General features: G+C 61.2%; 29 protein-coding genes. 15 read left to right on the forward strand and 14 right to left on the reverse strand.

What is annotated here, in order from left to right:
• Positions 1–82: 82 nt before the first annotated feature.
• Both VGI36_11480 and moaC read right to left on the reverse strand, forming a co-directional pair.
• A complete protein-coding gene (locus VGI36_11480; GenBank protein HEY2485763.1) occupies positions 83–1,291 on the reverse strand; it encodes a class I SAM-dependent rRNA methyltransferase in 1,209 nt (402 codons plus the stop codon).
• A complete protein-coding gene (gene moaC, locus VGI36_11485; protein HEY2485764.1) occupies positions 1,288–1,821 on the reverse strand; it encodes a cyclic pyranopterin monophosphate synthase MoaC in 534 nt (177 codons plus the stop codon). The genes VGI36_11480 and moaC overlap by 4 nt, the downstream gene beginning before the upstream one ends.
• A 57-nt stretch (positions 1,822–1,878) precedes the next feature.
• On the opposite strand from moaC, the gene trxB reads away from it, so the two are divergent.
• The 8 genes from trxB (at position 1,879) to VGI36_11525 (ending at position 9,541) form a co-directional block, all read left to right on the forward strand.
• The gene (gene trxB / locus VGI36_11490) at positions 1,879–2,820 is read left to right on the forward strand and encodes a thioredoxin-disulfide reductase (GenBank protein ID HEY2485765.1); all 942 of its coding nucleotides are present in this window, start codon (positions 1,879–1,881) and stop codon (positions 2,818–2,820) included.
• A gap of 226 nt (positions 2,821–3,046) precedes the next feature.
• Positions 3,047–3,697: a TetR/AcrR family transcriptional regulator gene (locus VGI36_11495; protein ID HEY2485766.1), complete on the forward strand. Its 651-nt coding sequence runs from the start codon at positions 3,047–3,049 to the stop codon at positions 3,695–3,697.
• 12 nt (positions 3,698–3,709) lie between these two features.
• Positions 3,710–3,928: a hypothetical protein gene (locus VGI36_11500; protein ID HEY2485767.1), complete on the forward strand. Its 219-nt coding sequence runs from the start codon at positions 3,710–3,712 to the stop codon at positions 3,926–3,928.
• 20 nt (positions 3,929–3,948) lie between these two features.
• The gene (locus VGI36_11505) at positions 3,949–5,310 is read left to right on the forward strand and encodes an aromatic ring-hydroxylating dioxygenase subunit alpha (GenBank protein HEY2485768.1); all 1,362 of its coding nucleotides are present in this window, start codon (positions 3,949–3,951) and stop codon (positions 5,308–5,310) included.
• A 19-nt stretch (positions 5,311–5,329) separates the two neighbouring features.
• Positions 5,330–6,100, forward strand: a complete 771-nt coding sequence (locus VGI36_11510) for an SDR family NAD(P)-dependent oxidoreductase (protein ID HEY2485769.1) — start codon at positions 5,330–5,332, stop codon at positions 6,098–6,100.
• Positions 6,101–6,113: 13 nt separating this feature from the next.
• Positions 6,114–7,343 (forward strand): cytochrome P450, encoded by a 1,230-nt coding sequence (locus VGI36_11515; protein HEY2485770.1) that lies wholly within the window; start codon positions 6,114–6,116, stop codon positions 7,341–7,343.
• Between the two features lie 191 nt (positions 7,344–7,534).
• On the forward strand, positions 7,535–8,908 hold the full coding sequence (locus tag VGI36_11520; GenBank protein HEY2485771.1) for a GH1 family beta-glucosidase: 1,374 nt from the start codon (positions 7,535–7,537) through the stop codon (positions 8,906–8,908).
• Positions 8,909–8,944: 36 nt separating this feature from the next.
• The gene (locus VGI36_11525; GenBank protein HEY2485772.1) at positions 8,945–9,541 is read left to right on the forward strand and encodes a hypothetical protein; all 597 of its coding nucleotides are present in this window, start codon (positions 8,945–8,947) and stop codon (positions 9,539–9,541) included.
• On the opposite strand, the gene VGI36_11530 is transcribed toward VGI36_11525, so the two are convergent.
• Together VGI36_11530 and VGI36_11535 are read right to left on the reverse strand one after the other, a co-directional pair.
• The gene (locus VGI36_11530) at positions 9,542–9,721 is read right to left on the reverse strand and encodes a hypothetical protein (protein ID HEY2485773.1); all 180 of its coding nucleotides are present in this window, start codon (positions 9,719–9,721) and stop codon (positions 9,542–9,544) included.
• Between the two features lie 32 nt (positions 9,722–9,753).
• Entirely contained in the window at positions 9,754–9,930 is a 177-nt protein-coding gene (locus VGI36_11535; protein ID HEY2485774.1) for a hypothetical protein, read from the reverse strand.
• A 285-nt stretch (positions 9,931–10,215) separates the two neighbouring features.
• Between VGI36_11535 and VGI36_11540 the strand changes: the two genes are divergently transcribed.
• Entirely contained in the window at positions 10,216–11,019 is an 804-nt protein-coding gene (locus VGI36_11540; protein HEY2485775.1) for an isoprenylcysteine carboxylmethyltransferase family protein, read from the forward strand.
• Positions 11,020–11,115: 96 nt separating this feature from the next.
• On the opposite strand, the gene VGI36_11545 is transcribed toward VGI36_11540, so the two are convergent.
• The 5 genes from VGI36_11545 to lon form a co-directional block, all read right to left on the reverse strand.
• A complete protein-coding gene (locus VGI36_11545; protein HEY2485776.1) occupies positions 11,116–11,739 on the reverse strand; it encodes an HAD family hydrolase in 624 nt (207 codons plus the stop codon).
• Positions 11,736–12,152, reverse strand: a complete 417-nt coding sequence (locus VGI36_11550; GenBank protein ID HEY2485777.1) for a ribonuclease H — start codon at positions 12,150–12,152, stop codon at positions 11,736–11,738. Before VGI36_11550 ends, VGI36_11545 begins: the two co-directional genes overlap by 4 nt.
• A gap of 2 nt (positions 12,153–12,154) precedes the next feature.
• On the reverse strand, positions 12,155–13,615 hold the full coding sequence (gene glgA / locus VGI36_11555; GenBank protein HEY2485778.1) for a glycogen synthase GlgA: 1,461 nt from the start codon (positions 13,613–13,615) through the stop codon (positions 12,155–12,157).
• Positions 13,616–13,643: 28 nt separating this feature from the next.
• Positions 13,644–14,396: an enoyl-CoA hydratase/isomerase family protein gene (locus VGI36_11560; protein HEY2485779.1), complete on the reverse strand. Its 753-nt coding sequence runs from the start codon at positions 14,394–14,396 to the stop codon at positions 13,644–13,646.
• Between the two features lie 119 nt (positions 14,397–14,515).
• The gene (gene lon, locus VGI36_11565) at positions 14,516–16,939 is read right to left on the reverse strand and encodes an endopeptidase La (protein ID HEY2485780.1); all 2,424 of its coding nucleotides are present in this window, start codon (positions 16,937–16,939) and stop codon (positions 14,516–14,518) included.
• 141 nt (positions 16,940–17,080) lie between these two features.
• Between lon and VGI36_11570 the strand changes: the two genes are divergently transcribed.
• From VGI36_11570 to VGI36_11595, 6 genes are read left to right on the forward strand one after another with little or no spacing between them, the layout of a single operon-like run.
• A complete protein-coding gene (locus VGI36_11570; GenBank protein HEY2485781.1) occupies positions 17,081–17,506 on the forward strand; it encodes a DUF2203 domain-containing protein in 426 nt (141 codons plus the stop codon).
• Between the two features lie 31 nt (positions 17,507–17,537).
• The gene (locus VGI36_11575) at positions 17,538–18,011 is read left to right on the forward strand and encodes a DUF4149 domain-containing protein (GenBank protein HEY2485782.1); all 474 of its coding nucleotides are present in this window, start codon (positions 17,538–17,540) and stop codon (positions 18,009–18,011) included.
• The gene (locus VGI36_11580) at positions 18,004–18,771 is read left to right on the forward strand and encodes an HAD family hydrolase (protein HEY2485783.1); all 768 of its coding nucleotides are present in this window, start codon (positions 18,004–18,006) and stop codon (positions 18,769–18,771) included. The genes VGI36_11575 and VGI36_11580 overlap by 8 nt, the downstream gene beginning before the upstream one ends.
• A 17-nt stretch (positions 18,772–18,788) precedes the next feature.
• A complete protein-coding gene (locus VGI36_11585) occupies positions 18,789–19,244 on the forward strand; it encodes a TIGR00725 family protein (protein HEY2485784.1) in 456 nt (151 codons plus the stop codon).
• Between the two features lie 4 nt (positions 19,245–19,248).
• On the forward strand, positions 19,249–19,653 hold the full coding sequence (locus VGI36_11590; GenBank protein ID HEY2485785.1) for a PaaI family thioesterase: 405 nt from the start codon (positions 19,249–19,251) through the stop codon (positions 19,651–19,653).
• A gap of 6 nt (positions 19,654–19,659) precedes the next feature.
• Positions 19,660–20,436, forward strand: a complete 777-nt coding sequence (locus tag VGI36_11595) for a hypothetical protein (GenBank protein ID HEY2485786.1) — start codon at positions 19,660–19,662, stop codon at positions 20,434–20,436.
• Between the two features lie 62 nt (positions 20,437–20,498).
• Here VGI36_11595 and VGI36_11600 read toward each other — a convergent pair whose 3' ends face one another.
• From VGI36_11600 to hemA, 5 genes are all read right to left on the reverse strand, one after another.
• On the reverse strand, positions 20,499–21,443 hold the full coding sequence (locus VGI36_11600) for a GNAT family N-acetyltransferase (GenBank protein ID HEY2485787.1): 945 nt from the start codon (positions 21,441–21,443) through the stop codon (positions 20,499–20,501).
• 108 nt (positions 21,444–21,551) lie between these two features.
• Positions 21,552–22,520 (reverse strand): porphobilinogen synthase, encoded by a 969-nt coding sequence (gene hemB, locus VGI36_11605; GenBank protein HEY2485788.1) that lies wholly within the window; start codon positions 22,518–22,520, stop codon positions 21,552–21,554.
• Positions 22,521–22,569: 49 nt separating this feature from the next.
• Positions 22,570–24,102, reverse strand: coding sequence for a uroporphyrinogen-III C-methyltransferase (gene cobA / locus VGI36_11610; protein ID HEY2485789.1), 1,533 nt, complete (start codon positions 24,100–24,102; stop codon positions 22,570–22,572).
• Complete coding sequence (gene hemC / locus VGI36_11615; GenBank protein ID HEY2485790.1) at positions 24,095–25,039, reverse strand: hydroxymethylbilane synthase; 945 nt, start codon at positions 25,037–25,039, stop codon at positions 24,095–24,097. The genes cobA and hemC overlap by 8 nt, the downstream gene beginning before the upstream one ends.
• Complete coding sequence (gene hemA, locus VGI36_11620; GenBank protein HEY2485791.1) at positions 25,040–26,368, reverse strand: glutamyl-tRNA reductase; 1,329 nt, start codon at positions 26,366–26,368, stop codon at positions 25,040–25,042.
• Position 26,369 lies beyond the last annotated feature (1 nt).

The raw sequence follows: 26,369 nt of genomic DNA on the forward strand, positions 1-26,369 counted from the left end.
GGATTCTTTAGTTGGGAGTCGCTCTATACTCAAGCAAATGGCGGCGCTGCGCAAGCACCTAAAACGCCCCGCCTATCGAGTGTTAGAGGTCGGCCAGGAGCAGTCCGGTTAAGTATTCGCCCTCGCTATGACCGAGCAGAACCGGATGGTCCCTGCCGGGCCCGAGGCGCGCCAGCATACGAAGGTTGCGCCGTGCTTTCGCCTGCCCAATTCGCACGGCGTGAACAAAGTCATCGCCGCGGAAATGCGCGGAACAAGAGAAGGTCAGCAGGCGCCCACCCGAAGCGAGCAGCTTGATTGCCAGCGCGTTTAGTTCGCTGTACAGACGTCCGGCCCGCACGGCATCCGCACGGCTGCGGGCGAGCGGCGGCGGATCGAGCACAATCAGGTCGAATTTCCGACTCGCGGCGGCCATGAATTCGCCCGCTTCACCGTGCACGGACTCGACCATTTTCGCGTCGCATCCATTGAGCGCGAGGTTGCGGTTCAGTAACGCGAGGGCCCGAGCCGAGGTATCAATCGCGACCACCTGTTTCGCTCCGCCCTGCAGAGCAGCGAGCGTAAAGCCACCACCATAACAACAGGCATCGAGCACCTGCGCTTGGGCTGACAGAGATTGCGCCAGGGCGCGATTCTCGCGCTGATCCAGAAAGGCGCCGGTTTTCTGCCCACGCACAAGGTCGGCGACAAACTTGAGTCCATTCTCGGACCCGATGACTTCATCGACGGCCTCGCCTGCCAGCAGCTCCGAGCGATCTTCCAGACCTTCTTGCTTTCGCACCGCGCCCTGACTGCGCTCGAGGATGGCACGGGGCGAAAAACGTGCCGTCAACGCGTCAACCACTGCCTGGCGCATCGCATCTGCTCCCGCGGTCAGAAGCTGGACAACCAGGACGTCGGCGTAGCGATCGACGACCACGCCGGAGAGGCCATCGCCGTCGCCGTTAATCAAGCGAAAGGAATCTGTACCGCCGACCACGAAGCGCCGTCGCAACTCGCTGGCTCGGTCGATTCGGCGCGCGAGGATCTCGGATAGTGGCAGAATCTGGCCCCACGCCAGCATGCGGATCGCGATAACCGTGCGGGGGTTGTAGTAGCCAACACCGATAAGGTCGCCGTCGCAATCGCAGACCTTGACCCGCGTGCCGGCGACCAGATCGGCCGGTTCCACGCGCGCGATTGCTTGAGAGAAGATCCATGGGTTCCCGCCACGTACCGGACCGTCGCGTCCAGAGCGCAGACAGATACGCCCGTATGCGGTCTTGGAAGCCTCGGCGCCAGTTTCGCTCATCGCGCGGGCCAGGCCGATTCGCCGGGTCGGATAAACTCCCCGCTCCGCCCACCCTGCTTAGAAACCAGACGAATCGGGCCGATCTCCATCGCTCGATCGATGGCTTTCGCCATGTCGTAGATGACCAGCGCCGCCGTGCTGACCGCGACCAGCGCTTCCATCTCCACGCCGGTGCGAGCTTCGGTAGCAGCTCGGGCCTCGATTTCCAGGGTGGATCGTTTTCGATCGGGCAGGAAGTCGATCGCTACCACTTCGAGCGGAAGCTGATGGCACAACGGAATCAATTCATGGGTTCGCTTGGCTGCCATTATTCCCGCCAGACGCGCGGCGGAAAGCGCCTCGCCCTTCTTCAACTTGCCACCGAGGATCGCGGCGAGCGTCGCGCGTGCCATGGTTATCCTCCCGCGTGCGATCGCTGTGCGGCGGGTGACAGGCTTTTCGCCGATGTCGACCATCCGGATGCGTCCGTGCGAATCCAAATGTGTCAGCCGCGGCGCAGCTTTGCTGGATACGGTTTTCTTCACGCCCATCGATTCGGAGCTTATGTTGACCGTCTCGCCAGATACAATAAACTGCACCGCACAGGCATGGCAGACGACGCAAACAAGGTTGTAATTCTCGGCTCGGGGCCGGCGGGACTGACCGCGGCCCTCTACACCGCACGCGCGAACCTCGCACCTTTGGTCATCGAAGGGACGTCGCCCGGCGGCCAACTTACCATCACTACCGACGTAGAAAATTACCCGGGCTTCGAAAAGGGCATTCAAGGGCCGGAGATGATGGAGGTATTTCGGCGCCAGGCAGAGCGTTTCGGCACCCGGTTCATGAGCGGAGAAGTGAGCGAGACGCGCTTGGACCGACGCCCCTTCGAAATCATAGTCGACGGGGCAGCGATTAGGGCGCAGTCAGTGATCATTTCGACCGGGGCTTCGGCCAAGCTGCTCAACCTCGAGTCGGAAAAGCGCCTGATGGGCTACGGCGTCAGCGCGTGCGCAACCTGCGACGGCGCGTTTTTTAAAAACAAGGAAGTCGTGGTGGTGGGGGGCGGCGATACGGCCATGGAAGAAGCGACGTTTCTCACGCGTTTCTGCACCCGGGTGACGATCGTCCATCGCCGCGACACCCTGCGCGCATCGAAGATCATGCAGGATCGCGCCATCAAGAATCCCAAGATCGCGTTCGTCTGGGATTCGATCGTGGACGAGATTCACGGCGAGGCAAAAGATGGCGTCCACGGCGTGCGGCTCAAGAATGTCAAGACCGGCGCGACCTCCGAGTTCAAGGCCGACGGCGTGTTCATGGCAATCGGTCATCAGCCCAATACGAGTGTCTTCAAGGGCAAGCTCGAGATGGATGATCTCGGCTATCTCAAGGTGCATCCCGGTTCTACCTACACCAACATCGAGGGCGTATTTGCCGCCGGCGACGTGGCAGATCGCGTCTATCGGCAGGCGGTCACGGCCGCCGGCACCGGATGCATGGCCGCGATCGACGCCGAGCGCTGGCTGGAAACCCAACCCGCCGGCTGATCGCAGGAGTCCATCGGGTCCGCTTCTCCTTCAGATTCTTCGATTCCCCGCACCCGCGAGGGGGCGCAATTTGCTGGTGCTGTCACGGCATTTCCGGTGAGTTCCGGTCACCTCGGGAACGGTGTGCTTTAGCCCCGAACTCTTGGACAAGCGGCAGGCGCCGCGCTTGACAATGCTCCTGGATTGAGCGATCGTCCGAAATATAGGACGACCGTCCAAATCCTCGATGCCCCGATATCTCACCGCCAGATTCAAAGCCGAGACGCGACGCATGCGGCGCGAGCAGATCGAAGCGGCCGCCCTGCAGAGCGTTCTTAAGCACGGCTTTCCCGGAAGTTCGTTGCGGGTGGTCGCCAGAGAGGCAAAGGTGCCTCTCTCGATTCTTCACTACTACTTCAAGGACAAAGACGATCTGATGCACTCGGTGGTCGCGCGACTCTTCGAAGACGGGGTGGAGCGGCTCAAGAACGTTCGTGCGCGCGAACACGATCCGCTGCGGCGCATCGAGGCGTTACTGGAAGAGTACGTGCTGCGCACTACCAACAACTGGCGCTCGACCATCGCGATCATCGAATACTGGGCCGCCTGCGTCCGCAGCGGCACGGTTGAGCGCTTCTACACGCAGCTTCACTTCCGGTTGCGCGAATTGCTCGCCGAAGCGTTGCGGGAAGCCGGCGCCCCCGATGCCGACGTCCTCGCCCTTGCTTTGCTGGGAATGATGGTCGGATACGCGACTTTCTACCAGACCAAGCCGGCTGATCCGCTAGAACGCAAACAACTGCTCGACTTCGCACGCGTAATGGTTCGCCGCGCGGTCGGCCGCAGCCGCCGAGCGATGCGGCTGGTTCGCCGCCGCTCTGCAAAAGACCGCGCTTGAGGAGAACTTGCGATGCGCTCGATACGACATCCGCTAAGTGGCGCCCTCTACGACTTGCAAACCGATGGGACCGTCCGGGTCGAGAAGGATGGCAAGTCGGGAACGTTTCGCGCCGATGGTTCCTACGTCTCGGGTGACATCTACAGCGCCGATCCGCAGATGTGCGTGTGGGTGGGCGGTCGCGAACTCGGCTCGCGCAGCGGTCCGCTGATTCCCGCTAAAAACTCCTGACCTGGTTCATGGAGGCAAACATGGGTGTTGCCCAAACTATTCCCAGACGACCGGACAATTGGCTGACCTACCAGCGCCTGCTCGATAGCGATACCCGTCCGGTGCCCAGCGTCTTGCGGCGCGAGAACCCGCTTAAACTGCCTCCTTCGGAAATCGCGGTTGAGCGTTACACCTCGCGCGAATGGTTCGATCTGGAGGTCGAGCGGGTGTGGAAGCGAGTTTGGCAGATGGCGGCTCGCGAAGAAGACCTTCCCAATGTCGGCGACAACCTCGTCTACGACATCGCCGGGATGTCGTTTTTAGTCGTGCGGGTGGCGCCAGACCAGTTCAAGGCCTTCTACAACGCGTGTCTGCATCGCGGGCGCATGCTGCGCGAAACCGGCAGCACCCGCGCCGCCGAGTTTCGCTGTCCGTTTCACGGGTTTGCCTGGAATATTGACGGCACTCTCAGGCACATTCCCTGCCAGTGGGACTTCCCGCATATCAACCCTTCGGCGTGGTCGCTGCCGGAGGCGAAGGTCGGCACCTGGGGCGGCTTTGTATTTCTCAATCCCGATTTGAACGCCCCGCCCCTCGCCGATTTCCTGGGCAACGAGTTGAGCGATCAATTCAAGCGCTGGCCGTTGGAGCTCCGCTACAAACAGGCGCACGTCGCGAAGATTCTGCGGTGCAACTGGAAGGTCGCCCAGGAAGCATTCATGGAGGCCTTCCACGTGGTCGCGACCCATCCGCAACTGCTCGCGGGAATCGGTGATGCGAATTCGCAGTACGACGCGTGGGGCAATTTCTCGCGAGCGATCACCGCCAACGGAACTCCAAGCCCGCATCTGTCGTGGAAACCGAGCGAGCAGGAGATGTTCGATTCGATGACCGACCGGCGCCTCGATGAACCCCCGCTGGCCGAAATCGGCGGAGAGCTTAGCGCGCGCATCGCCTCTGCCGCGGGCGCGCGCGAGATGCTGCGCCCCGCGCTCGGCGCCGCTGCGCAAAATCTGTCCGACGCCGAACTGGTAGACAGCTTCTACTACACGGTCTTTCCGAATTTCCATCCGTGGGGCGCGTACAATCGGATCGTCTATCGCTTTCGGCCCAATGGAGTGAACATCGACGAATCGATCATGGAATGTATGTACCTGGCGCCCCACCCGCCGGGCGAAAAGCCCCCCGCCTCCCCGATTCATCGGCTTGGCGCCGACGACGATTGGACCGAGGCGCCGGAACTCGGTTTCCTGGCCCGGGTGTTCAACCAGGACACCTTCAACCTCGCCAGGGTGCAGCTCGGGCTTAAAACGATGAAGAAGAAGACCGTGACCCTGGCGAACTACCAGGAGACCAAGATTCGTCATTTTCATTATCTGCTCGATCAGTGGCTGGCGCGCTGAGGTCGAAGGAGTAGCCGTCATGGAGCTGGGACTTAAAGGGAAGGTCGTGATGATCACGGGCGCGAGCAAGGGGCTCGGGCGGGCGATGGCGCAGGCGTTCGCGGCGGAGCGCGCTCGACTCAGCATATGCGCACGTGGAGCCATCGAGTTAACGGCGGCAGAGAGGGAACTGGGCGGGGCAGGTGCGGAAGTACTCGCGGAGGCTCTCGATGCCACCGACACTGCAGCTACCAAACGATGGGTCGCGGCAACCGCCGAGCGCTTCGGAGGGGTAGACGTGCTCATCAACAATGCCGGCGGAGCAAACCCGCAACCACTGATGGCGCTTGACGAAAAGGCGTGGCAGGCCGCCTTTGATCAGAATTTTTTCTCGGCCGTCGCTCTGACGCGCTTTTGCGCGGAAGAAATGAAGAAGCGCGGCGGCGGCGCGATCATCAATATCAGCTCGATCTACGGGCGCGAGGCCGGAGGGCCGGTGAGCTACAACATCTCGAAGGCCGCGCTCATCTCGCTGACCAAGATGGCCGCACGCGAGCTCGGGCCGCACAAGATTAGAGTCAACACGATCGCCCCGGGCTCTATCATCTATCCCGGGGGCGTATGGGAGATGATTTTCAAGCAGAATGCGGCCTTCGAAAAAGATTTTATTGCTCATGAGTTTCCGTGCGGGCGCCTTGGCCGGCCCGAGGAAGTCGCCTATGCCGCCCTCATGCTCGCCTCGCCGCACGCCAGTTGGATAACCGGCGCCTGCTTGCCCGTCGACGGCGCCCAAGGCCGCAGCAACATCTGAGGACGCCGTAGTTATGGGCGCGCTGGCAGATATCAATCCGTTCTCTCCCGAGACGATCGAAGATCCCCGCCCGTTCTGGGACGCCATGCGGATGGGGCAGCCCGTCTATCAAGTTCCGGGGACCGGGTACTTCGCGATCAGCCGCTATGAAGACGCACTCTACGTTCTCACCAACGAAGAGATCTTTTCTTCCAAGGAGCCGCCCGGCCTGCAGCAACCGCCCGGCCCCGAGATCGAAGCGATCCTGAAGGAGGGCTACCCGCCCGCGAATACCCTTCTGAGCAACGATCCGCCCTCACATACCCGCTTTCGCGCCCTGGTCAACAAGGCGTTTTCAGCGCGGCGGGTAGCTGGCATGGAGCCGCAGATACGGGAAATCGCGAACCACTTGGTCGATGGATTCATCAGCCAGCAGCGCGTGGAGCTGATTTCGCAATTCGCGGTGGGGCTGCCCCTCACCGTGATCGCGGATTCGCTCGGCGTGCCGCGCCAAGACATGGGCAAGTTCAAGAAATGGTCGGATGATTCGGTGGCGCCGCTGGGTGGGATGATTTCGTACCAACGGCAGATCGAATGCGCGCGCAGCCTGGTCGAATTTCAGCACTACTTCGCGGCCCGCCTTGAAGAACGGCGGCTTGAACCGCGCGACGATCTGCTGACCGACCTGGTCAACGCACGCCTCGCCGGGGCGGAGGCGCTCAATGTTCCCGAAATGCTGAACATCCTTCAGCAGCTGCTGGTCGCCGGCAACGAGACAACCACCAATCTGATCGCCAGCGCCATGATGCTCCTAGTGCGCAGTCCCGAGCAGATGACGGCTCTGCGCGCGGATCCCTCGCGGATACCCAACTTTGTGGAAGAAGCGCTGCGCATGGAGTCGCCGGTGAGCGCGTTGTTCCGAGTAACCCTTGTCGACACGGAGGTTGGCGGGGTCAAAATTCAGGCAGGCACTCGCGTCATCGTGATCTATGGCTCCGCCAACCGCGACGATGCGCAATTTCCGGACTCCCATCGCCTGGTTCTTGAACGCGACAACGCCCGCAGCCATCTGGCCTTTGGGCAGGGCGTGCACTTCTGCATAGGCGCTGCGCTGGCGCGCCTCGAAAGCCGCGTTGCGTTCGAGACGCTGCTCGGTCGGCTCCACAACCTCCGCTTCATGCCGGAGCGCAACGACTTCACACATACGCCGAGCTTCATCCTCCGCGGACTTAAGGAATTGTGGCTCGAGTTCGACGCGGCCTGAGCGAAGTGCTGCGGGTCTCGAAAAAAGACGCACCGCTCTCCAAAAGGAGCAAGAATCCTAGACCCGCCAGGCCGAACCTCCCCACTAAGAGTGGGCCCTTGATTTCCAACGAGGGGCTCCGCCTAAGCCTGCGCTCGTTCAATTTCCGAGATCCGCGTGCGCGCCTTTAGTCGCTGTGCTAAGCAACGCGGATGGCTGACATGACCTTTCCACAAGGATTTCTATGGGGGACGGCGAGTGCCTCGTACCAGATCGAAGGCGCCTGGAACGAAGACGGCAAAGGAGAATCGATCTGGGACCGTTTTTCGCACACCCCCGGCAAGATCAAACGCGGTGAGACCGGCGACGTCGCTTGCGATTTCTATCGTCGCTACAAGCAGGACATCGCGATTCAGTCCGAGCTGGGACTGAGCGCCGCGCGAATCTCGCTGTCGTGGCCGCGCATAATGCCGGCCGGCCATGGCGCCGTAAACCGCAAGGGGCTTGATTTTTACGATCGGGTTGTTGATGAGTTCCTGGCTCATCGTATCCAGCCGTGGATCACCCTGTACCACTGGGATTTACCGCAACCCCTGGAAGACAAAGGGGGCTGGCCGAATCGCGACCTAGCCGAGTACTTCCGCGACTATGCTTCGGTGGTGGTCGATCACCTGGGCGATCGCGTGAAGCATTGGATGATCTTCAATGAGCCGTGGGTCTTCACGATCCTGGGCTACCTCGCCGGCATTCACGCGCCCGGACGCCGCGAGCCCAATGAGGCGATCCGTGCCACGCATACCGTGAACCTGGCGCAGGGACTGGCGGCGCGCGCGTTGCGCGAATCGCGCGGCAAACCCGCGATGGTGGGAACCGCGTTCAGCATGGCAGCGGTGCACGCCGCGTCGGACTCCGATGAGGATCGGGGTGCGGCGGAGCGATGGCACCGTTTTTCCAACTTGTGGTTTCTCGAGACCGTCATGCAGGGACGGTATCCGGACGCCTACCTGCACGGCACCATGGACGATCGAGTGGAGATCAAGTCGAACGATCTGGAAACGATCAAGGCACCGCTCGATTTCATCGGGATCAACCTCTATTCACGCGCGGTCGTCGCGCACGATCCGGCGGATCATCACCTGGCCGCGAAGCAGATTCGCGGCGGGTCAGAGGAAGTTACCGATTTCGGATGGGAGGTCGTCCCCGAGGCGCTTTCGCAGATGGTGCTTAAAGTAGCGACGGACTACCCAACGGTTCCCATGTATATCACCGAGAACGGATGCTCGTTCGGCGATGGGCCGGGCCCCGATGGCACGGTCAACGATCAACGGCGTATCAGTTTCATGCGCCGTTATCTCGCTGAATTGAACCGCGCGATTCGCCGGGGTGCGGATGTGCGAGGTTACTTCACCTGGACGCTGACCGATAACTTCGAATGGGCGGAGGGGCTGCACGGCCAACGCTTCGGTATCGTGTGGTGCGATTTCACGACGCAAAAGCGGATCATCAAGGAAAGCGGGCGATGGTATACGAAAGTCGCGCGCTCCAACGCGCTCGATTTCGATCCGGGCGAGTCGCACGCACGATAGGTTTCGTTTCGTCAGCGCGCGGGAAGACGGCCATCGATGTCGGGCGCCGAAATCCTTATCTGGATTCACATTCTAGCATGGGCGGCGTACTTCGGCGCACAGTTCGCGGTCATCTACATGCTGATTCCCGCCGCGGCGCGCGCCCCCGATGAAGCGCATCGGCGCGCCAGTCTGATCGCGGGGTTCAGATTCTACAATCCCTTCACGCTGGCGGCGCTGCTGGTGATCGTAATCACGGGCGCAATGCGGCTGACGGACCTTAAAGCCGAGATGAAGTTCGACTATTTCGCGAAAATCGGCGGGCCGCTTGCACTCAAATTGGGACTCGCGTTCTTGATCATTTTCCTCCAGACCTACATCTGCCTGGGGCTGGCATTCCGCATCGGCAGGCAGGAGGAGATCGCAGCGCACGGAGATGGCGAGCCGTTTACCGTCGCGCAGGTCAATTCTATCCTCGCGCGGATCCGCGCGATGGCCTGGGTTACGATCGTGCTGACCGCGATTACGGTCCTGGTATCGTTGAAAATGGTGCGGCGCGCTACGGCTGAGGTTCTGGTTGACACTCTACCGGCGCGCGCCGCATTTGTGGTTGGCTCTTCCCAACCAGCGGCGCGCGCAGTGCGCGTCGATTGATTAGGCGAGAGCGAGTAGCGAGCTTACGATGTAGCAGAGCGTGATGATCCCGAAGGCTACGCCCGGCAGCTCGGTCAGAAAACTGTTTTGCGCGATCCGAATATAATCGGTCGGCGCCGCCGGCTCAGCCGCAGGATTGACGTCCGCTATCCTGGCTCGGTTGGTCGTCGTCGCGTTCATGGTAAATTCCTCCTTCAATGCCTCGATTCGTTTTACGCAAGCGCGAGCAGTGAGGTCACGATGTACACCACCGTGATCAGCCCGAACACCATGCCGGGCAACTCATTGAGCCATGCATACTGCGCAAGCCGAACTGCATCGGTCGACGCCGCCTGGCTCTCAGCTCCCACAAATCCGTCAAACCTTGCCTCGTTGGTCGTCGCGTTCATCTCTGGTAACCTCCCGTCAAACTTGAGGGTGTGTAAAGCAACCACTGTGCCATTGAATATTTGTGGATTTTGCTACGTCGAAGGCATTCGCAGGCTGTGCAAAAGATTAAGGAATTTTAAGAAAGGCCTGCAAATATGGACCTTTTCTCTACTTTCGCAGTTTGCGATCCGCGAATTACTTCCCATGCTGATTCTCATTAATTTTCTATTTTTGCGAATCACTGCAATGGGTCTACTGCGCTGCAGCGCTAGCAAATCCGGCCAGTATTGGGAGTCACTTTGATCATGGGAACCGATCTGCAACCATCTCACTGCATGGCTCCAGACCGGTCAGCTGGCGAGTCGGAAAACGCTTCTGCGCGCGCGACCGGCGCTCTCGACGAAACGCTAGCGAAGCTCGACACGGCAGCGGCGCCGGTCGAAGCGAAGTTGGTAAGCCGTGACCTCACGGTTCGGCTCATCGAGCAGGTTGTCTTCGTTACTGCGGTAATCGGCGCCGTTTCGCTTGGGATGGGGATCACTGCCTACTTCGCGGAGCATCGCTATCTTGCGGCCTACCTGCTCGCCTACATCGGCTTTAGGTTTGCCGACCTGTTAGTGGGCGAGGATTCGGAAACCGCGCCCGCAGCACGGGGGCTGAGCGAACGCGTTATAAACGAGTTGCCCGTGCTGATTCTGTTTGCAGCCGCGCCCTTTGAGCGCACCTACATTTGGGGTGGAGAAGGCCCGTCATGGCTCAGCGCACTCGGACTGCTGCTTGCGCTGGTGGGCCTGTGGCTCGCACTCGGTTCACGAATTCAACTTCACTTCTTTTCCTCCGACCACAGCGGGCGCGAGCGTATGGTCCTGGTCAAGACGGGCTTCTTTAGATACATCCGCCACCCAGTGTACGCCGGCATCATGCTGGTGCTATTCGCGTGGCCCCTGGTTTATGGCGCGCCCATCGTAATAATTCTGACCCTGATCATCGGCGGCGCTATCGCCCGCAGCCAGATCCTTGCCGACGAGAGAGTCCTGCGTGCACGATTTGGTGAGGAGTTCGAAGAATATTGCCGCACCACCGACGCGCTGATACCCAGCATCTGGTAAGCGGGCCTCTCTGGTCGCTTCAGAGGCTCGCAAGAGAGCACGCTTTAAGTTTAGCTCCCTATCGCAGTCTCTGAAATTCGCTGAGGGTCCTTTACTTCACCCCTCACCCCGGACCAGCGGAGGACGCGAAACCAGCCTCACAACCTCGCCGAGCGACTCGATGCGCACGTCGCCGTCGATCCGATAGCCCGCGAAGCCGATTCTGGCGCGGCGCGCCGCTTCGCGATCAAAGTTCGTGTCGCCGACGAACATCGCTTCGGCGGCGGTAAGCTGAAGCAGCGTCAGGGCTGCGAGAATTCCGTCGGGCGCGGGTTTCGGTTCGCAAACGTCGTTGCCGGAGACCAGCACATCGGGATCGAATCGCGCCCGATCGAGCATCGCGCGCGCTACCTCACTTGGACTATTGGTGACGACGGCTACCCGTATACCGTTGGCGCGTAGCTCCTCAAGCACGGGAGGACCGTCAGGCTCGACCTTCAGATGCTGAACATACTGTCGGAACATCAAACCGTACTCGCCCTCCAGTTCTTCGACCGTGAATCCCGGATAGAACAGCCGCACATCTTCAGCGATTCCCTGTCCCCACGCGCGCTCCATCTGCTCCGCAGAGATCTCCGGATAGCCGAACTTGCGAGCGATCGCGCGCATCACCTCAAACCAGACCGCTCGGCTTTCCACCAAAACACCATCCAGATCGAATAGCACCCCACGCAGTCTCAAGCCGTGACTCCGCGCGACCCGAGGTTTGCCAGCCGATCCGCGCGCGCATTGAGCGGGTCCGAGTCATGGCCCTTGACCCACTGGAAAGTGACCTCGCGCCGTGCCGCCTCCGCGTCAAGCGCCGCCCACAGCTCATGGTTCTTTCGCCGCTTCCAATTGAGCGTCATGGTCTTGATAACATATTGGCTGTCGCTGCGGAGCAGGACCCGACTGGCCGGAGCGGTTTGGCGCAGCCCCTCCACGGCTGCCGTGATTTCCATCTGGTTGTTGGTCGTGGCGGGATTGGCGCCGTGATGTTCGCTCTCCGAGCCGTCCGGCCGCACTACTATGACGCCCCACCCGCCGGGCCCGGGGTTACCGATACATGAGCCGTCAGCGTAGACCAGAAAATCAAACCCTGGCGGTACTTTCATACTCAAGCCACCTGTGTGGCGCGCTGTCCCTCAAGCCGCTCGAACCATGTGAGATAGTCGCGCGCCGCACGATCCCAGGAAAAGTCCGCCGCGAAGCAATTTTGCATCAGGCGCCGCCACCCTCGGGAGTCGGCGAACGCCGCCTTCATTCTCTGCACCGCTCCGACCAATGCATGGGTCGTGTAGTCCTCGAAGACAAAACCGTTTCCCGAGCCCGGGCTGCGATCGAATTCGGCGACGGTGTCACGCAGTCCGCCGGTTGCGCGCACGATCGGGGTCGTGCCGTACCTGAGCGCATACATCTGGGTAAGACCGCACGGCTCGAAGCGTGACGGCATGAGCAAAGCATCGGCACCGGCTTGGATTCGATGGGCAGCGGCGTTGTCGAATTTGGTCAGCACACGCAGGTTTTCCGAGAAGCGTTTTTCGGCCGCGCGAAAGAATAGCTCGAGTGCCGGATCGCCGCTGGCGAGCATGACCAGTTGCAGGTCGAGCGCCATGAGGTCCTCGAGCGCGTCGCGCAGCAGGTCGCAGCCTTTCTGCGCAGTCATGCGGGTGATCATTCCAATCAGCGGACAGGCGCGTTCGGCCAGCCGCACCGAACTGCGCAGGTCACGATTACAAAGCCGCTTGCCGGCAGGGTGTTTCGGACCGTACTTGGCTGCGATCAGGCTGTCGCCCTGCGGATCCCATTCGCGATAGTCGGCCCCATTCAGAATTCCCACAAACCGATCGCCCTTGTGCCGTAAAACCCCTTCGAGCCCAAAGCCTCGTTCAGGATCCGACGCGACCTCGTGCGCGTAAGTAGGGCTCACGGTGGACACTCCGTCCGCCAGCATCGCCGCGCCCTTCATCAGGTTCATGCGGCCATAGAACTCGAGATATTCCATCGCGAAGTAAGACCAATCGATGCCGAGCAGCGGGAAGTCTCCGACATCGTAAATGCCCTGGAACGCGAGATTGTGGAGTGTGTATGCGACGATCGCACCTCGCGTTCGCTGATGAAGACCGGGGTCGGCACGAAGTACGATGGGCGCAACTGCCGCGTGCCAATCGTGCGCGTGGACCACGTCGGGCCGAACCAGGTCCGCAATCGTCGCGGCGGCCGCCTTGCCGAAGAAGATGAAGCGCCGCAGATTGTCCGGGTAGTCGCTTCCACGTTCGCCGTAGACTCCGTCACGGGCGAAGAACCCCGGATGGTCGATCAAGTAGAGCGGGACACCTTCGGCGTCTCTGGTTTGCAGCACGCGAAATTGATGCGCGTCGACGCCGACGTACACCGTCATCAACGTGCCCACCTGCTTTGCGGAAAGGTTGCTCAGAATGGAGGAATATCCGGGCAGGATGACCGCGGGCTCAGCGCCCGCTCGTCTGAAGGCAGCGGGCAAAGCACCGATCACATCGGCGAGACCTCCGACCTTGGCCCAGGGGGAGATCTCGGCGGCTACGATCGCAATCTTCATCGACTCGCGTGGATCCGCGGGTGTCTGTTCATGCGCGTCGGTTCTTGTTGGTAAACGCGGCTATCCGCTCCTGCATGTCGGGACCGACCCCGGGGTGACGGTAAACCTCATGGGCGAGGCCGGCCTTAAGCGGCATGCCGTCGGTCTCGAGCAGCAAGCGCTTGTTTCCACGATGGCTGAACCAGGAGTTAGCCAGAATGGTTGCGGCCAGAGACTGCAACTCGACCTCGAATACCGCATCGGGAACGCACATGTTTGCGAGTCCCATCGCGAGCGCTTCCGCTCCGGTGTATGGGCGGCAGGTGAACATCATCTCGCGCGCTTTGTAGGCACCGATGCGCCGCGGCAGTCGCTGGCTCATTCCCCAGATTGGAGTCAGCGCCCACCGTGCATGAGTATCCGCGAACCGGGCCGATTCTGCGGCGAAGATAAGGTCGCCGGCCAGCGCCAGCTCAAGCGCCCCGGTGTAACAAACCCCGTGGACTGCCGAAATCACCGGCTGCGGCAGCATCGCCAGGCGCTCCACGGTCTCGGATTGATAGTTCACCTTTGGCGGCCGCTGACCGGCGGCGATGCCGCCGAGATCGTTCCCCGCAGAAAAACCCTTTCCCGCACCGCGAATCACCACCAGTCCCACGCGATCGGTCCGCTCTGAAATCTCATCGATATGACCGCGCAGCTCGACGAACATCTCCACGTTCAAGGCGTTCAGCTTGTCGGGACGATTCAGCGTCAAGGTCGTCAATCCGTCCCGGTCGTCACGGAGTACTAGTCCTGGCATAGTTGTTCTCCGAAGTTGTTGCGCTCGAGTTTCTCAACCACAAAGGCACAAAGAAACCAAGAAGATCAATCCAGACCGCCTGGGGTCCTTGGAAGAAAGGCTGGGAGTCCGGGGCGTGCCTAGTTGAGTACCGTGCGCTCGGGCGGCACCGCTGCGGTCGAGGCCAGCTCCGAGCTACCGTTGCGCAGCGCGAGGTTGAGCACCTCGTCCACGGTATCCACGAATTTGAAAGTGAGTTCGGCGCGCACCTCGGCGGGAATGTCTTCCAGGTCGCGCTCGTTGCGTTTGGGCAAGATTATCGTCTTGATGCCGGCGCGACGAGCGGCCAGGACTTTCTCCTTGATTCCGCCTACCGGCAGAACCTTGCCGCGCAGGGTAATCTCACCGGTCATCGCGATATCCGAACGCACCGGACGTCCGCTGAGCAGCGAAGCGATCGAGGCGGCGAGTGTGACCCCGCCCGACGGACCGTCTTTGGGAATACCCCCGGCCGGAACGTGCACGTGAATGTCGGATTTCTCGAAGAAGTCGCTCGCAACGCCGAGCGTTTCGGCATGCGAGCGTACGTAGGACAGCGCCGCCTGCGCCGATTCCTTCATCACGTCACCGAGCGAGCCAGTAAGCGTAAGCTGTTTGGTCCCCGCCATCCGGGTGCTCTCGATAAATAGGATGTCGCCGCCGTTCGGCGTCCACACCAGGCCGGTCGCGATCCCGGGTTCGTTGGCGAGTTCGGCGACTTCCGAGAAAAACTTGGGCGGACCAAGATACTTTGCGATGTCGGCACCCACGATTTTCTCGGGCACCTGCTCGCCTTCGGTCATGGCGCGCGCCACCTTGCGAAAGACGCGGGCGATCTCGCGTTCCAGATTGCGCAGGCCCGCCTCGCGGGTGTAACTGCGGATTATCTCGGCGGCGGCTTCGAGGGTGAATTCGATGTTGCTGTCGCCGAGACCGTTTTCGATCTTCTGCTTGGGAATCAGGTGCCGTTCCGCGATCTGGAGCTTTTCTTCTTCGGTGTAGCCGGGCAACTCCAGCACTTCCATGCGGTCGCGCAGAGCCGGGGGAATCGGATCGAGGATATTCGCCGTGGTCAAAAACAGGACCTTGGACAGATCAAATTGGACATCGAGATAGTGGTCCTGAAAGGTGCTGTTCTGTTCGGGATCGAGCACCTCCAGTAGCGCTGAAGCCGGATCGCCGCGGAAGTCCATTCCGAGCTTGTCCACCTCGTCGAGAATGAACAGCGGGTTGTTTGATCCGGCGTTGCGCAAGCCCTGGATGATGCGGCCCGGCAGCGAACCGATATAGGTCCGGCGATGACCCCGAATTTCCGCTTCGTCGCGGATCCCACCGAGCGACAGGCGGACGAATTTGCGCCCGAGCGCCCGCGCGATCGAGCGGCCGAGCGAAGTCTTGCCGGTCCCGGGCGGTCCAACGAAGCACAAAATCGGGCCCTTGCTGTCCTTCTTGAGCTTGCGCACCGCAAGGAACTCGAGAATGCGCTCTTTGATCTTGTTCAGATCATAGTGGTCTTCGTCGAGGACTTTGCGCGCGTTGGCGATGTCGAGATTGTCTTCGGTCGAAACGCTCCACGGCACACCGACCAGCCAATCGAGATAGGTGCGAACTACGGTGTGCTCCGCCGACTCGGGCGGAATCATCTTCAGACGATCGAGTTCCTTGTCGGCCACCTTCTGCGCCTCGGGAGGCATCTTGGCCTCCTCGATTTTCTTCTCGAGTTCCTCGATTTCGGACGAACGCGTGTCGCCTTCGCCGAGTTCTTTCTGGATCGCCTTGAGCTGCTGGCGCAGGTAGTACTCGCGCTGGTTTTTGTTTAACTCGGTTTGTACCTGGGACTGGATCTTGTGCCCAAGTTCCAGCAATTCGATTTCTCGCCCGAGGATCGCGATCAGCTTTTCAAGCCGCGCGCGCACGTCAAGCGTCGCGATCAAGTCCTGCGCCTCCTCGACTGCGATCTTGAGGTACGACGCCACCATGTCTGTAAGCCGACCCGGTTCGGTCACCTTCATCGCCCGCGCCTGCAATTCGTCCGGCAGGTACGGTACCAGGGACACAAACTTAGAGAATTGGTTCACCAGATGCGCCTGGAGCGCGTCGACCTCTTTGGCGGGTGATACCAGCTCCGCGAGCCGGGTCGCGTGCGCGATGAAATAGGGAGTACTCTGGGTAAAATCGCTCAGCTCGATTCGCGCCAGCCCCTGCACCAGAACACGCACGCTCTGGTCCGGGTAGCGCAGCATCTTGAGAATTTGTACCGCGCTGCCGCGCGCGTAGAGTCCCTCGGGCGCGGGGTTTTCCTCTTCCGGGTTCTTTTGTGCGGCCAGCGCGATAACTTTCTGCGCCTGGCCGACATCCTCGATGAGCTTGAGCGACGAGGGCCGCGAGACCAGGAAGGGATGAATCTGGTTGGGGAAAATTACGATACCGCGCAGCGGCAGTACCGGCAGAACGCCCGGAATCTCGATCTTGCTTAAGTCTTCCTCGAGTTCGAAGCGCTTCTCCGTCTTCGGTTTATCCGCCATATGAAAGTCGAAACCTCATGGGAAGTGCCTCGCTTCCACCGCCACCGAAATTTACCGTAATATACGAGTGTCGGACTGACAAGGTAACCTTCCGCCTTAAATCTAACCACGTTCGGTTGCGCCGCCAGTGGAGGGAAACATTTGTCGAATCAAAGTTTTCAGAAGCTCTTCAGTCCGGAAGAAGCCAATGAACTCATTCCGAGGCTGGAATTGCTGATTCGCGAGATGCAGGTGGCGCTCAAGACCTTGCGCGCGCGGGTTGCGGCGCTGGCGGTCAATGACGATCGTCTGGTCAATCTCACGCTGCCGGAAATCATCGAGCGCTATCCCGAGCTACGTGGACCAGGAGAAGCGATGGCGGAGGCGGTTTCGCAAATCGAATCGCTCGGCTGCTTCCTGAAGGACGTCGATCAGGGTCTGGTCGATTTTCCGTTCGACAACGGAGGGGAAGTGGCGTTCCTCTGCTGGCAATCCGGGGAACCAAGCCTGATCGCCTGGCACAGCATCGACGTCGGTTTCTCTGGGCGCCAGCCGTTGCCGGGCGCCCCCAAGCCGTACCTAAATTGATGCGGCCGCCGCCCACCCCGCCGGCTTACTCATGATGATCGCACTGTTTGTTTATCTGCTCAGCCTGGCATGTTGGCTCGGAGGTATAGTTTTCTTTTCCTTTTTCACGGCCCCTGCCGTGTTCGGTTCCGGGATTCCGCTGCCCGAGGCGGGCAAGGTAATCAGCACCATCTTTCCGCGCTACTACCTGCTCGGGTATGTTGCGGGAATCGTTGCGCTCCTGCTGGCGCTCTATTTCACGGCCGCCCGACCGGCGCGGTTCGCGTGGGGAGCGACGGCCATTTTCCTGGCGGTCGCGTTGGGCCTCACCTTCTATGCGGGCGCGGTCGTACGGCCGCGGGTCGATGCGATTCGGACGGTGGCTGAAGAGTCGACTCCTGACCCCGCGCGTAAGGCCGAGTTTGATCGGCTGCACCGGCTCTCGGTTTATCTCAACGGCGCGGCGCTACTTTTGAATCTGGCTGCGCTCGCAGGCACGGCGGGAGCGCTGACGCCGCGTGGCTAACTACGAATTCAAGGCAATCGTACTCGACCTGTTCGACACAATCGTGACCTGGAATCCGGCCGGCCTGGAGTCGATGAATTGGCGCGGCCGCGAGATTCGGACCACCATGCCGCTGCTGTTTCCGGTGCTCAGCGAGGTGCTCGGCGACCGCTTCGACCAGACTGGGTTCATGGAGGCGCACTACGACGTCTATCAGGAGATTTCTGCGGAGCGCGCCGGTACCGAGATAGAAATAACTTGCCACGAGCGGTTTCTGCGGACCTTGAAACGCATCGATTGCGCCGCGACACTCGATGACTCCGAGTTGATCGAGCTGGCCGAACTGCTGCGCAAGACTCACATGGCGCGGGTGCGCGCGGTTACCAAAGCGCCAGCGCAGAGAATCGCGGCGGTTCGCCGCCTCAACACGCGGTTCAGGCTTGGCCTGCTCTCAAACTTCGACGACTCCGCCACGGGCTACGAGATAATCGCCGACACCGGGCTTCGCGAGCTGTTCGAAATAATCGTCATCTCGGCCGAGTTCCGCCTGCGCAAACCACACACCGCCCTGTTCCAGCGAGTTCTGGACACGCTGAATCTGCAACCGCGCGAAGTGCTGTTCGTGGGCGACACCGCGCACGAGGACGTGGCCGGCGCGAAACGGGCGGGAATACCGGTCGCCTGGATCAACAAGCATCAGCAGCCGTTTCCGGAGGGAATCCCGCCACCGGAAATTACCATCGGTGATTTGACCGAGTTGCCCGCCCTGCTTGGCTGCTGAGAATGCGCCGGGCTCGCGTGATAGCCGTCATCGGCGCCGGCTCTGCCCCGGCGGCAGCCTTAAAGCTCGCTTATGAGGTCGGGCGCGAGATTGCCCGGCGGGGCGCGACCCTGATCAACGGCGGGCGGTCGGGAGTGATGGAGGCGGCGGCGGCTGGTGCGCGCAAGCTGGGCGGTCGTACCATCGGCATTCTGCCTGGCTACGACCGCTCTACGGCAAACCGGCATATAGAATTTGCGATCGCGACCGGGATGGGAGAGGCGCGCAATGCTATTATCGTGGCCAGCGCCGATGCCATCATCGCACTGGCCGGCGAAGGTGGTACGCTCGCCGAGATTGGCTTCGCCATGAAGATGAAACGCCCGATCGTCGCTTTGCAATCGTGGCTCGAGATTCCGCGCTTGCACCGCGCCAACACTCCAGCCGATGCGGTAGCGCTCGCACTCAGACTGGCGGGCCGTCGCGCAGGATAGACCCATGGTAGCGCGCAAGGACAACCTCGATTCGCTTGAGCGAGCCCCGTTTTCCGCGCTGCTCGGACTGCGCGTCGAGTCCAGAGCCAACGGGAGCGCCGTGGTGCGTATGCCGTTTGCACCGACCCTGATCAACGATGGCGGACCGCAGGCTCCCATTCACGGAGGCGCCATCGCATCGCTCGCAGATGTAGCGGCGTGCGCCGCGGTCTGGACCATCGACGCGACCACGCGCAGCGCGACGATCTCGATGACCGTAAACTACACCGGCATGGCGTCACAGAGCGCGCTGGTCGCGCGCGCGACGGTTCGGAGGCATGGCAAGCGCCTGGCCAGCGTCAACGTGGAAATTCGCGACCAGGCCGACGCACTCATCGCCGATGCGCTGGTGACTTACAAGATCGCATAAGTGACTATGAGTTCGCTGGTTGAAACAATCCGTAGCGCGGGCGAGCCGTTCGGCTTGAATCTTATCGCGGCCGTACCGGTGCATCGCTACGATGCGGTCGTCACGCAACCGTATCGCGCCGGGGCCCTGGATGCGAAAGCGAAATCGATCGTTGTGATCGCCAACGGCGGGGGCGCGCTGTGGGCCGGGCTTCGCCGTCACGCCGAGCACAACCCGGGGTGGTGGGAACGCAAGCATCCCCTCGACGATTTCACGCGCGCGATCGTCGAAAAGGAAATCGAGCCGGCGGTCCGCCAATCGCATAGCCGCTACACGATCGTATTTCCTTTCATGAGCGACACCGCAACGCTAAATTTTATCGAGCTGGGAAAGGTGGCGGGCCTGGGGGGCTCGAGCATACTCGGCGTCCTAGTGCATCCGAAGTTCGGGCCCTGGATCGCGTTTCGCGCGGCGATTCTGATCGATGAATTCATCAATGCGCCCGGAGCAGCAGCAAGCTTTGATCCGTGTCCGACCTGCACGCAGCGCAGCTGCATTGCGGCGTGCCCTACCGGCGCGGTCGCGCTCCCTTCAGGTTGGGACATTCCCCGATGTCTTGCCTATCGAATCGAGTCCGAACCCGATTGCACGCCGCGATGTCACGCGCGCGTCGCATGCGTGCTGGGCCCGCAGTATCGATATCCGGAAGATGAACTGGCCTACCATCAGAGTCGCGCGCTGGCGGCAATGCGCCCGTGGTACGAAAAGAACCTTAAGCCACCAGGGCACTCGGACACCGAGTAGGCGGAAGCGACTTCCACGCCTCGCGTCGTAAAGGTGCGCTGGTTAAAGAATCTCTCGGCAACCTAGCGCCAGTCGTCGAGCAGAAACAGGTCGTGCCGGTTGTAGCCGCAATCGTTGCCGTGCTGCATCGAGACGCCGGTAAGGAAGGTGCGGAAGCCGCGTGCGAGCATCGCACGATAGGCGGTGTGGCGCTCGGTGTTGACTCCCGCTTCCAGCTCGTTTGCTCCGCTGGCCGCCGCAACCCGTTCGCAGGCTTCGAAAAGCTTTTCAAAAGTCTGTGCGGCGCCGTCGTTCGGGCGCACCGCGCCGAACTTGATGTAGCAGGAGCCGCTGCCGGCCTCGCTGCCTTTGCCGATGTGGCAGGTCGCAACCGCATCCACCTGTGAGCCATTTCGTAGCAGGACGGTGTCTCCAATTTTCTGCCGCGCGATTGACTCGATCTCTTGGGTCACGTCCAGACCTTCGTAGATCGATGCCAACATCTCGCGGGTGTCTGCAAGGGCGATCTTTTGGCCCGCCGCGTCGAGGGTTGAAAACAATTGTACATTTGGCGCAAGCCGCCCGGCCTCTACTTTCTTGTCCATTACGGCCGTCAAATAGCGCGGCCAGAAACCATATTTCTGATAGAGCGCCAGATGTTTGGGGCTCTGCGCAAAAGTGAACAACCCGATATGCCGCATGCCCCATTTCTTGAACAGCTCCATCGTGGGGTCGAGCAGACGGCGCGCGATCTTGCGCTCCCAAAGCGGAGGATCGACGGAGAGCGGCCCGAAGAATCCAACCGAACCCCAATTCGCGAGAAAGTTGGACCCCACGACACGGCCATCCAGCTCCGCACCCAGCGCTCCATCCGGATTACCGCGGAAGCGAGTCCGCGCCATGTCCGAGTCGCCAAACATGGTCATCGGATCCGCGAGTCCGACGAAGGTCCCGAAGGCAAGCCGCATGACGCGGTCGGCTTCGTCAAGGTCGGCTTCCTCGAGCGGCCGAATGATCAAGTTATCCATCTGATTCGCCCCTGGGATAGCACGGAAATCCTCACTCGGCGCAGACTTCAGATTGGCAGTTTTCCAATCTGGGTCACTTTTCGCGAAATCTGGCGGATCCCTCGCCTTCTAGAGCTTCTTCGCCACTTCCTTGGCGAAGTAGGTCAGTATCAGGTCGGCACCGGCGCGGCGGATGCTGGTGAGTACTTCCATGATCGTGCGATCCTCGTCGAGCCAGCCGTTGATGCCCGCGGCACGGATCATCGCGTATTCGCCCGAGACGTTGTAGGCGGCGACCGGCACCCGAAACTCGTTTTTCACCCGCCAGATCAGATCAAGGTATGGCAGTGCCGGTTTCACCATCACGATGTCGGCACCCTCTTCCAGGTCGAGCGCGACCTCACGTAGCGCTTCCTCTCCGTTTGGCGGGTCCATCTGGTACGAGCGCCGATCCCCGAATTGAGGCGCCGATTCCGCGGCGTCGCGGAAGGGTCCGTAAAACGCCGAGGCGAATTTAGCTGAGTACGCCATAATCGCAATCTCGGAGAATCCGTCCCGATCCAACGCAGTGCGAATCGCAGCGACTCGCCCATCCATCATGTCCGATGGCGCGACGATATCCGCGCCGGCTCGCGCGTGCGAAAGCGCCTCGCGTGAGAGCAATTCCAGCGTCGCATCGTTGTCGACGTCGGTGCCTTTGATCGCTCCGCAATGGCCGTGATCGGTGTACTCGCACATGCACACGTCGGTGATCACGACCAAGCCGGGAACCTTCTCCTTGACCTCGCGGATGGCGCGCTGGACCTCGCCATTGTCGTTCCAAGCTTCGCTGCCAAGCGCGTCCTTGCGCTCGGGAATCCCGAACAGGATTATCGCGGGAACACCCGCAGCATGAATTGCGCGCGCTTCGGCTGCCACCCGGTCGACCGAAAGCTGCGCCACCCCGGGCATCGAAGGAACAGGATTCACCACCCCGCGTCCGGGGCAGACGAAGAGCGGGTGAATCAGGTTGTCCGGTGAAAGCCGCGTCTCACGGATCATGCGGCGCAATGTGTCGTTGCGTCTAAGCCGCCGCGGCCGGTTAATTGGAAAAGGCATAGTAGAGCGCGAGGTTCGCGATGAAGGAATTATATACCGGTCAAATACATTAAGAAGCCCGCGCAAAAAACCCGCCGATCGCCTCGATCAGGGCTGGGACCGTGTAGCTGGTAGGAGACACCACTACGTCGAACCCATGGCTGCGGGCAGTCTCGGCGGTGATCGGCCCGATAGCCGCTGCTTTGAGCCCTTCGACATTGCCGACCATGTCGCAGAAGTTAGACACGGTACTCGAACTGGTGAAGGTAACCAGGTCAATTTGCCGGGCCTGGATTAGCTCACGAATTCTTTGCAGGCCCGCCGGCTTTGGTTTAATGGTGCGATAAGCGGGAGCCACCGTGACCGAGCTTGCGCCGTGGTCGCGCAGAAGCTCCGGCAGGATCTCGCGTGCGATCTGTGCTCGGGGAATCAGGATGCGCGCGCCGCGAATTCGTTCTGACCCGATCGCGGGAACAATCGCTTCCGCTCGGTATTCGCGGGGTACCGCAGCGACCTGAAGGGCGTATTGCTCGAGCCGCACCGCCGTAGCTGGACCAATCGCACACAGCGACGCGTGCCCAATTGCCCGTATATCGCGGCGTAGAACCTTGAGTCGCGCGATGAAAGCATCGACGCCGGTCGCACTGGTGAAGATGATCCAGTTGAATTGTTCGAGGTGGTCGATTGCTTCGTCGAGAGCCGCATAGGTGGCCGGACGCGCAGTCTCTATGGTCGGGAACTCGACCGCGTCGGCGCCCAGCGTGCGCAGCTCGCGGGCAAAGGCGGTGCTCGCCCCGCGTGATCTGGTCACCACGATTCGTCGTCCGAACAATGGCAGCTTCTCGAACCATTTGAGATGCTCGCGGAGTTTCACCGATTGGCCCACGACTACCACCGCGGGCGCGGTGAGGTGCTCACTGGCACATAACCCCGCGAGAGTAGCGACGGTACCGACCACGGTCTTTTGCGCCGCGGTCGTGCCCCATTGCACTGCTGCGGCTGGCGTTTGAGCTGGGAGACCCGCGCGGGTGAGGCTCGTGAGCGAGGCGGCCATCCGCGTGGACGCCATCAGAACCACGATGGTACCCCCGTTGCGCGCGGCGCGGGCAAGTTCCCTCCACGGAACGCGCTTACTGCCGGCTTTGTTTTGGTCCTCGTGGCCGGTGGCGAACGCGACATAAGACCCGAGTTTGCGATGGGTGAGCGGAATGCCCGCGAATGCAGGGGCTGCGATCGCGGAGGTGATTCCTGGTATGACTTCGAAGTGAATACCAGCACGCGCTAGCGCATCAGCCTCTTCGCCTCCACGCCCGAAGATGAATGGGTCACCACCTTTGAGGCGGACCACGCGCTTCCCTTTGCGCGCGCGGTCGATCAGCAGCGCATTTAGTTTGGCCTGGGCGATCGATGCCCCGTTGCGCCTCTTTCCTGCGAAGATCAACTCGGCCTGGGAAGGGGCCAGTTGCAGCAGATCGGGATTAACCAGGGCGTCGTAAACCACGCAATCCGCTTGTCGCAGGCAATCCGCGCCGCGCAGGGTGATCAGATCGAACGCACCTGGTCCTGCGCCGACCAGGAAGACGCTGCCGCGCCGATCACTCATTCGTAATCAGCCGATCCGCGCCGCGCGCAAGCATCCGCTCACCGAGCCGCGCACCAAGCGCGTGAGCGGCGGAGGGAGCTAGGTCCACATCCAGCGGTTCTTCGACCTCATCGGACATTTCGGCCGAACCATCGGTGGAAAACAGGATCGCGCGAAGTGACACGGCGTCTTTCGCGGCCGTCGCCTTCACCCCTACCGGGGTGGCACAGGATGCACCAATCGCGGCGAGAAATGCGCGCTCCGCCGTCGTTTCGTATCGGGCACGCGAGTCGTTGAATACTGCCAGTGTGCGATCAAGCTGCGGAGACGAGCTATTCGCGAGCGTCTCGATTGCGAGTACCGCCTGCCCGCCCGCGGGGATGAAGTCACGCTCGTCCAGGGGCGTGAATCTCACGTCAACGCTATGCCCCAGCCGTCTGAGACCAGCCATCGCGATTACGATTGCGTCCAGCCGGCCTTCCGTGACCCGCCGCAGGCGGCTATCCACGTTGCCGCGCAGCGGGGAAATCTCCAGACCAGGATTGGCCTTCAGGACCTGGAAGCGCCGGCGCAAAGAAGAGGTACCTAAGCGCGCGCCGCTGGCGAGCGAAGCAAGCGGACTGCCGTCGCGCGTAACCAGGATGTCGCGCGGATCTTCGCGTTCAGAGACAGCCGCGATGCGAAACTGGGGCTCAAGAATCGCGGGCAGGTCCTTCATCGAGTGGACCGCCAGGTCGATGCGCTTTTCCAAAAGGGCCTGTTCGAGCTCGCGGATGAAAAGTCCCTTGCCCCCCACCCCGGCCAGCGAGGCACTCGCCATCCGATCGCCCGAGGTTCGAATTTCCACGACTTCTGCGCTCAAGTCCGGAACTATGCTGGCGAGCCGCGACCGGACAATCTCGGTCTGCGCGAGGGCGAGACGGCTGGGGCGCGATCCGATCCTGAGTTTGAAAGCCATTCAGGGCTCGTCGTCGTCTTCGATCGCATCGAATTCGGAATCTTCGAGATCGAACTCCCCGCAGAGCAGTCGGCGTGCAACTTCCGCCGCGTAGCTATTGTCCGCCGGGCTGTTGCCGCCCTGGCGCAGGCCGAGCAGGATGCGATGGATAAGCTTGTTGGTGAGACTGCGTGTCAGCAGTTCCACTCGTTCGCGTTCAGAAGGGCCGAGCGCTGCAATCCAGGTCTGGTTGCGGCCAAGTTCAACATCGCGCAGCCGCTCGATGCTGTAGCGGATATCCTTGATGGTCGGGACGAGATCCAGCCCGGCCATCCAGCGTTCGAAGGCTTTGAGCTCCTGCTCGACGATTTCCTCTCCCTTGTCGGCTTCCTTTTCTCGTTCCGCGCGGGACTTGTCGGCCACCTGTCCGAGGTCGTCGATGTCGTACAGGTACACGTTTCCGATCGAGTTGAGACGTTCATCGAAATTGCGCGGCACTCCCAGATCGATTAGGAACATCGGTCGGTAACGACGTTCCTTTATCACAGCGTCGAATTCCTCGGGGCCGATGATGGGCTTGGCGACCGAAATCGAGCCGATTACCACGTCCGCGATCTTCAGATAAGGGCGGTAGTTTTCGAACGGCACCGCGGTGCCACCCAGCTCCCGCGCAAGCGTCACTGCCTTGTCAAAAGTGCGCGAAGTGATGAGCAGAGATTCGATTCCGATGGTCTGGAGCTGGCGCGCCGTGAGTTCCGCCATCTTGCCTGCGCCCATCAGCATGACCGTCTTGTCGGATAGTCGGTCAAAAATCTGTCGCGCTAGAGCAACCGCCGCGGAACTGACGGAAACAGCCCCATGCCCGATCAACGTTCCCTTGCGGATGCGCTTGGCGGTCGAAAATGCTTTGTGAAATGCCCGATGGAGCACCAAGCCCACCGTGCCGGCGCGTGCCGCTTCAGCATAGGCGAGTTTCAATTGACCGAGGATTTGGGGCTCCCCGACCATCATCGAGTCGAGACTGGCACCGACGCGGAACAGATGGCGCGCTGCCTCGCGTCCCGCCATTCGATAGAGCGCGTCACCAAAAACCGGTAATTCGACTCGACGATCCTCGGCGATGAACGCTGCGAGTTCGTCAGATGCCACCGACGGATCGGCCGCGACGCCGACCATTTCGACACGATTGCAGGTTGACAGGATCGCGACCTCGCTGACCGAGGCAACGCGCTGCTTGATATTAGCCAGCGCCTGCGAAATCTCCGCCTCTGCGTAAGCGAGCCGCTCGCGGACCGCCACGGGAGCGGTGCGATGGTTTAAGCCGAGTATGAAAAGCGTCGTCTTTCCCATC

This window comes from Candidatus Binataceae bacterium (assembly GCA_036495685.1).
Classification (GTDB): domain Bacteria; phylum Desulfobacterota; class Binatia; order Binatales; family Binataceae; genus JAFAHS01.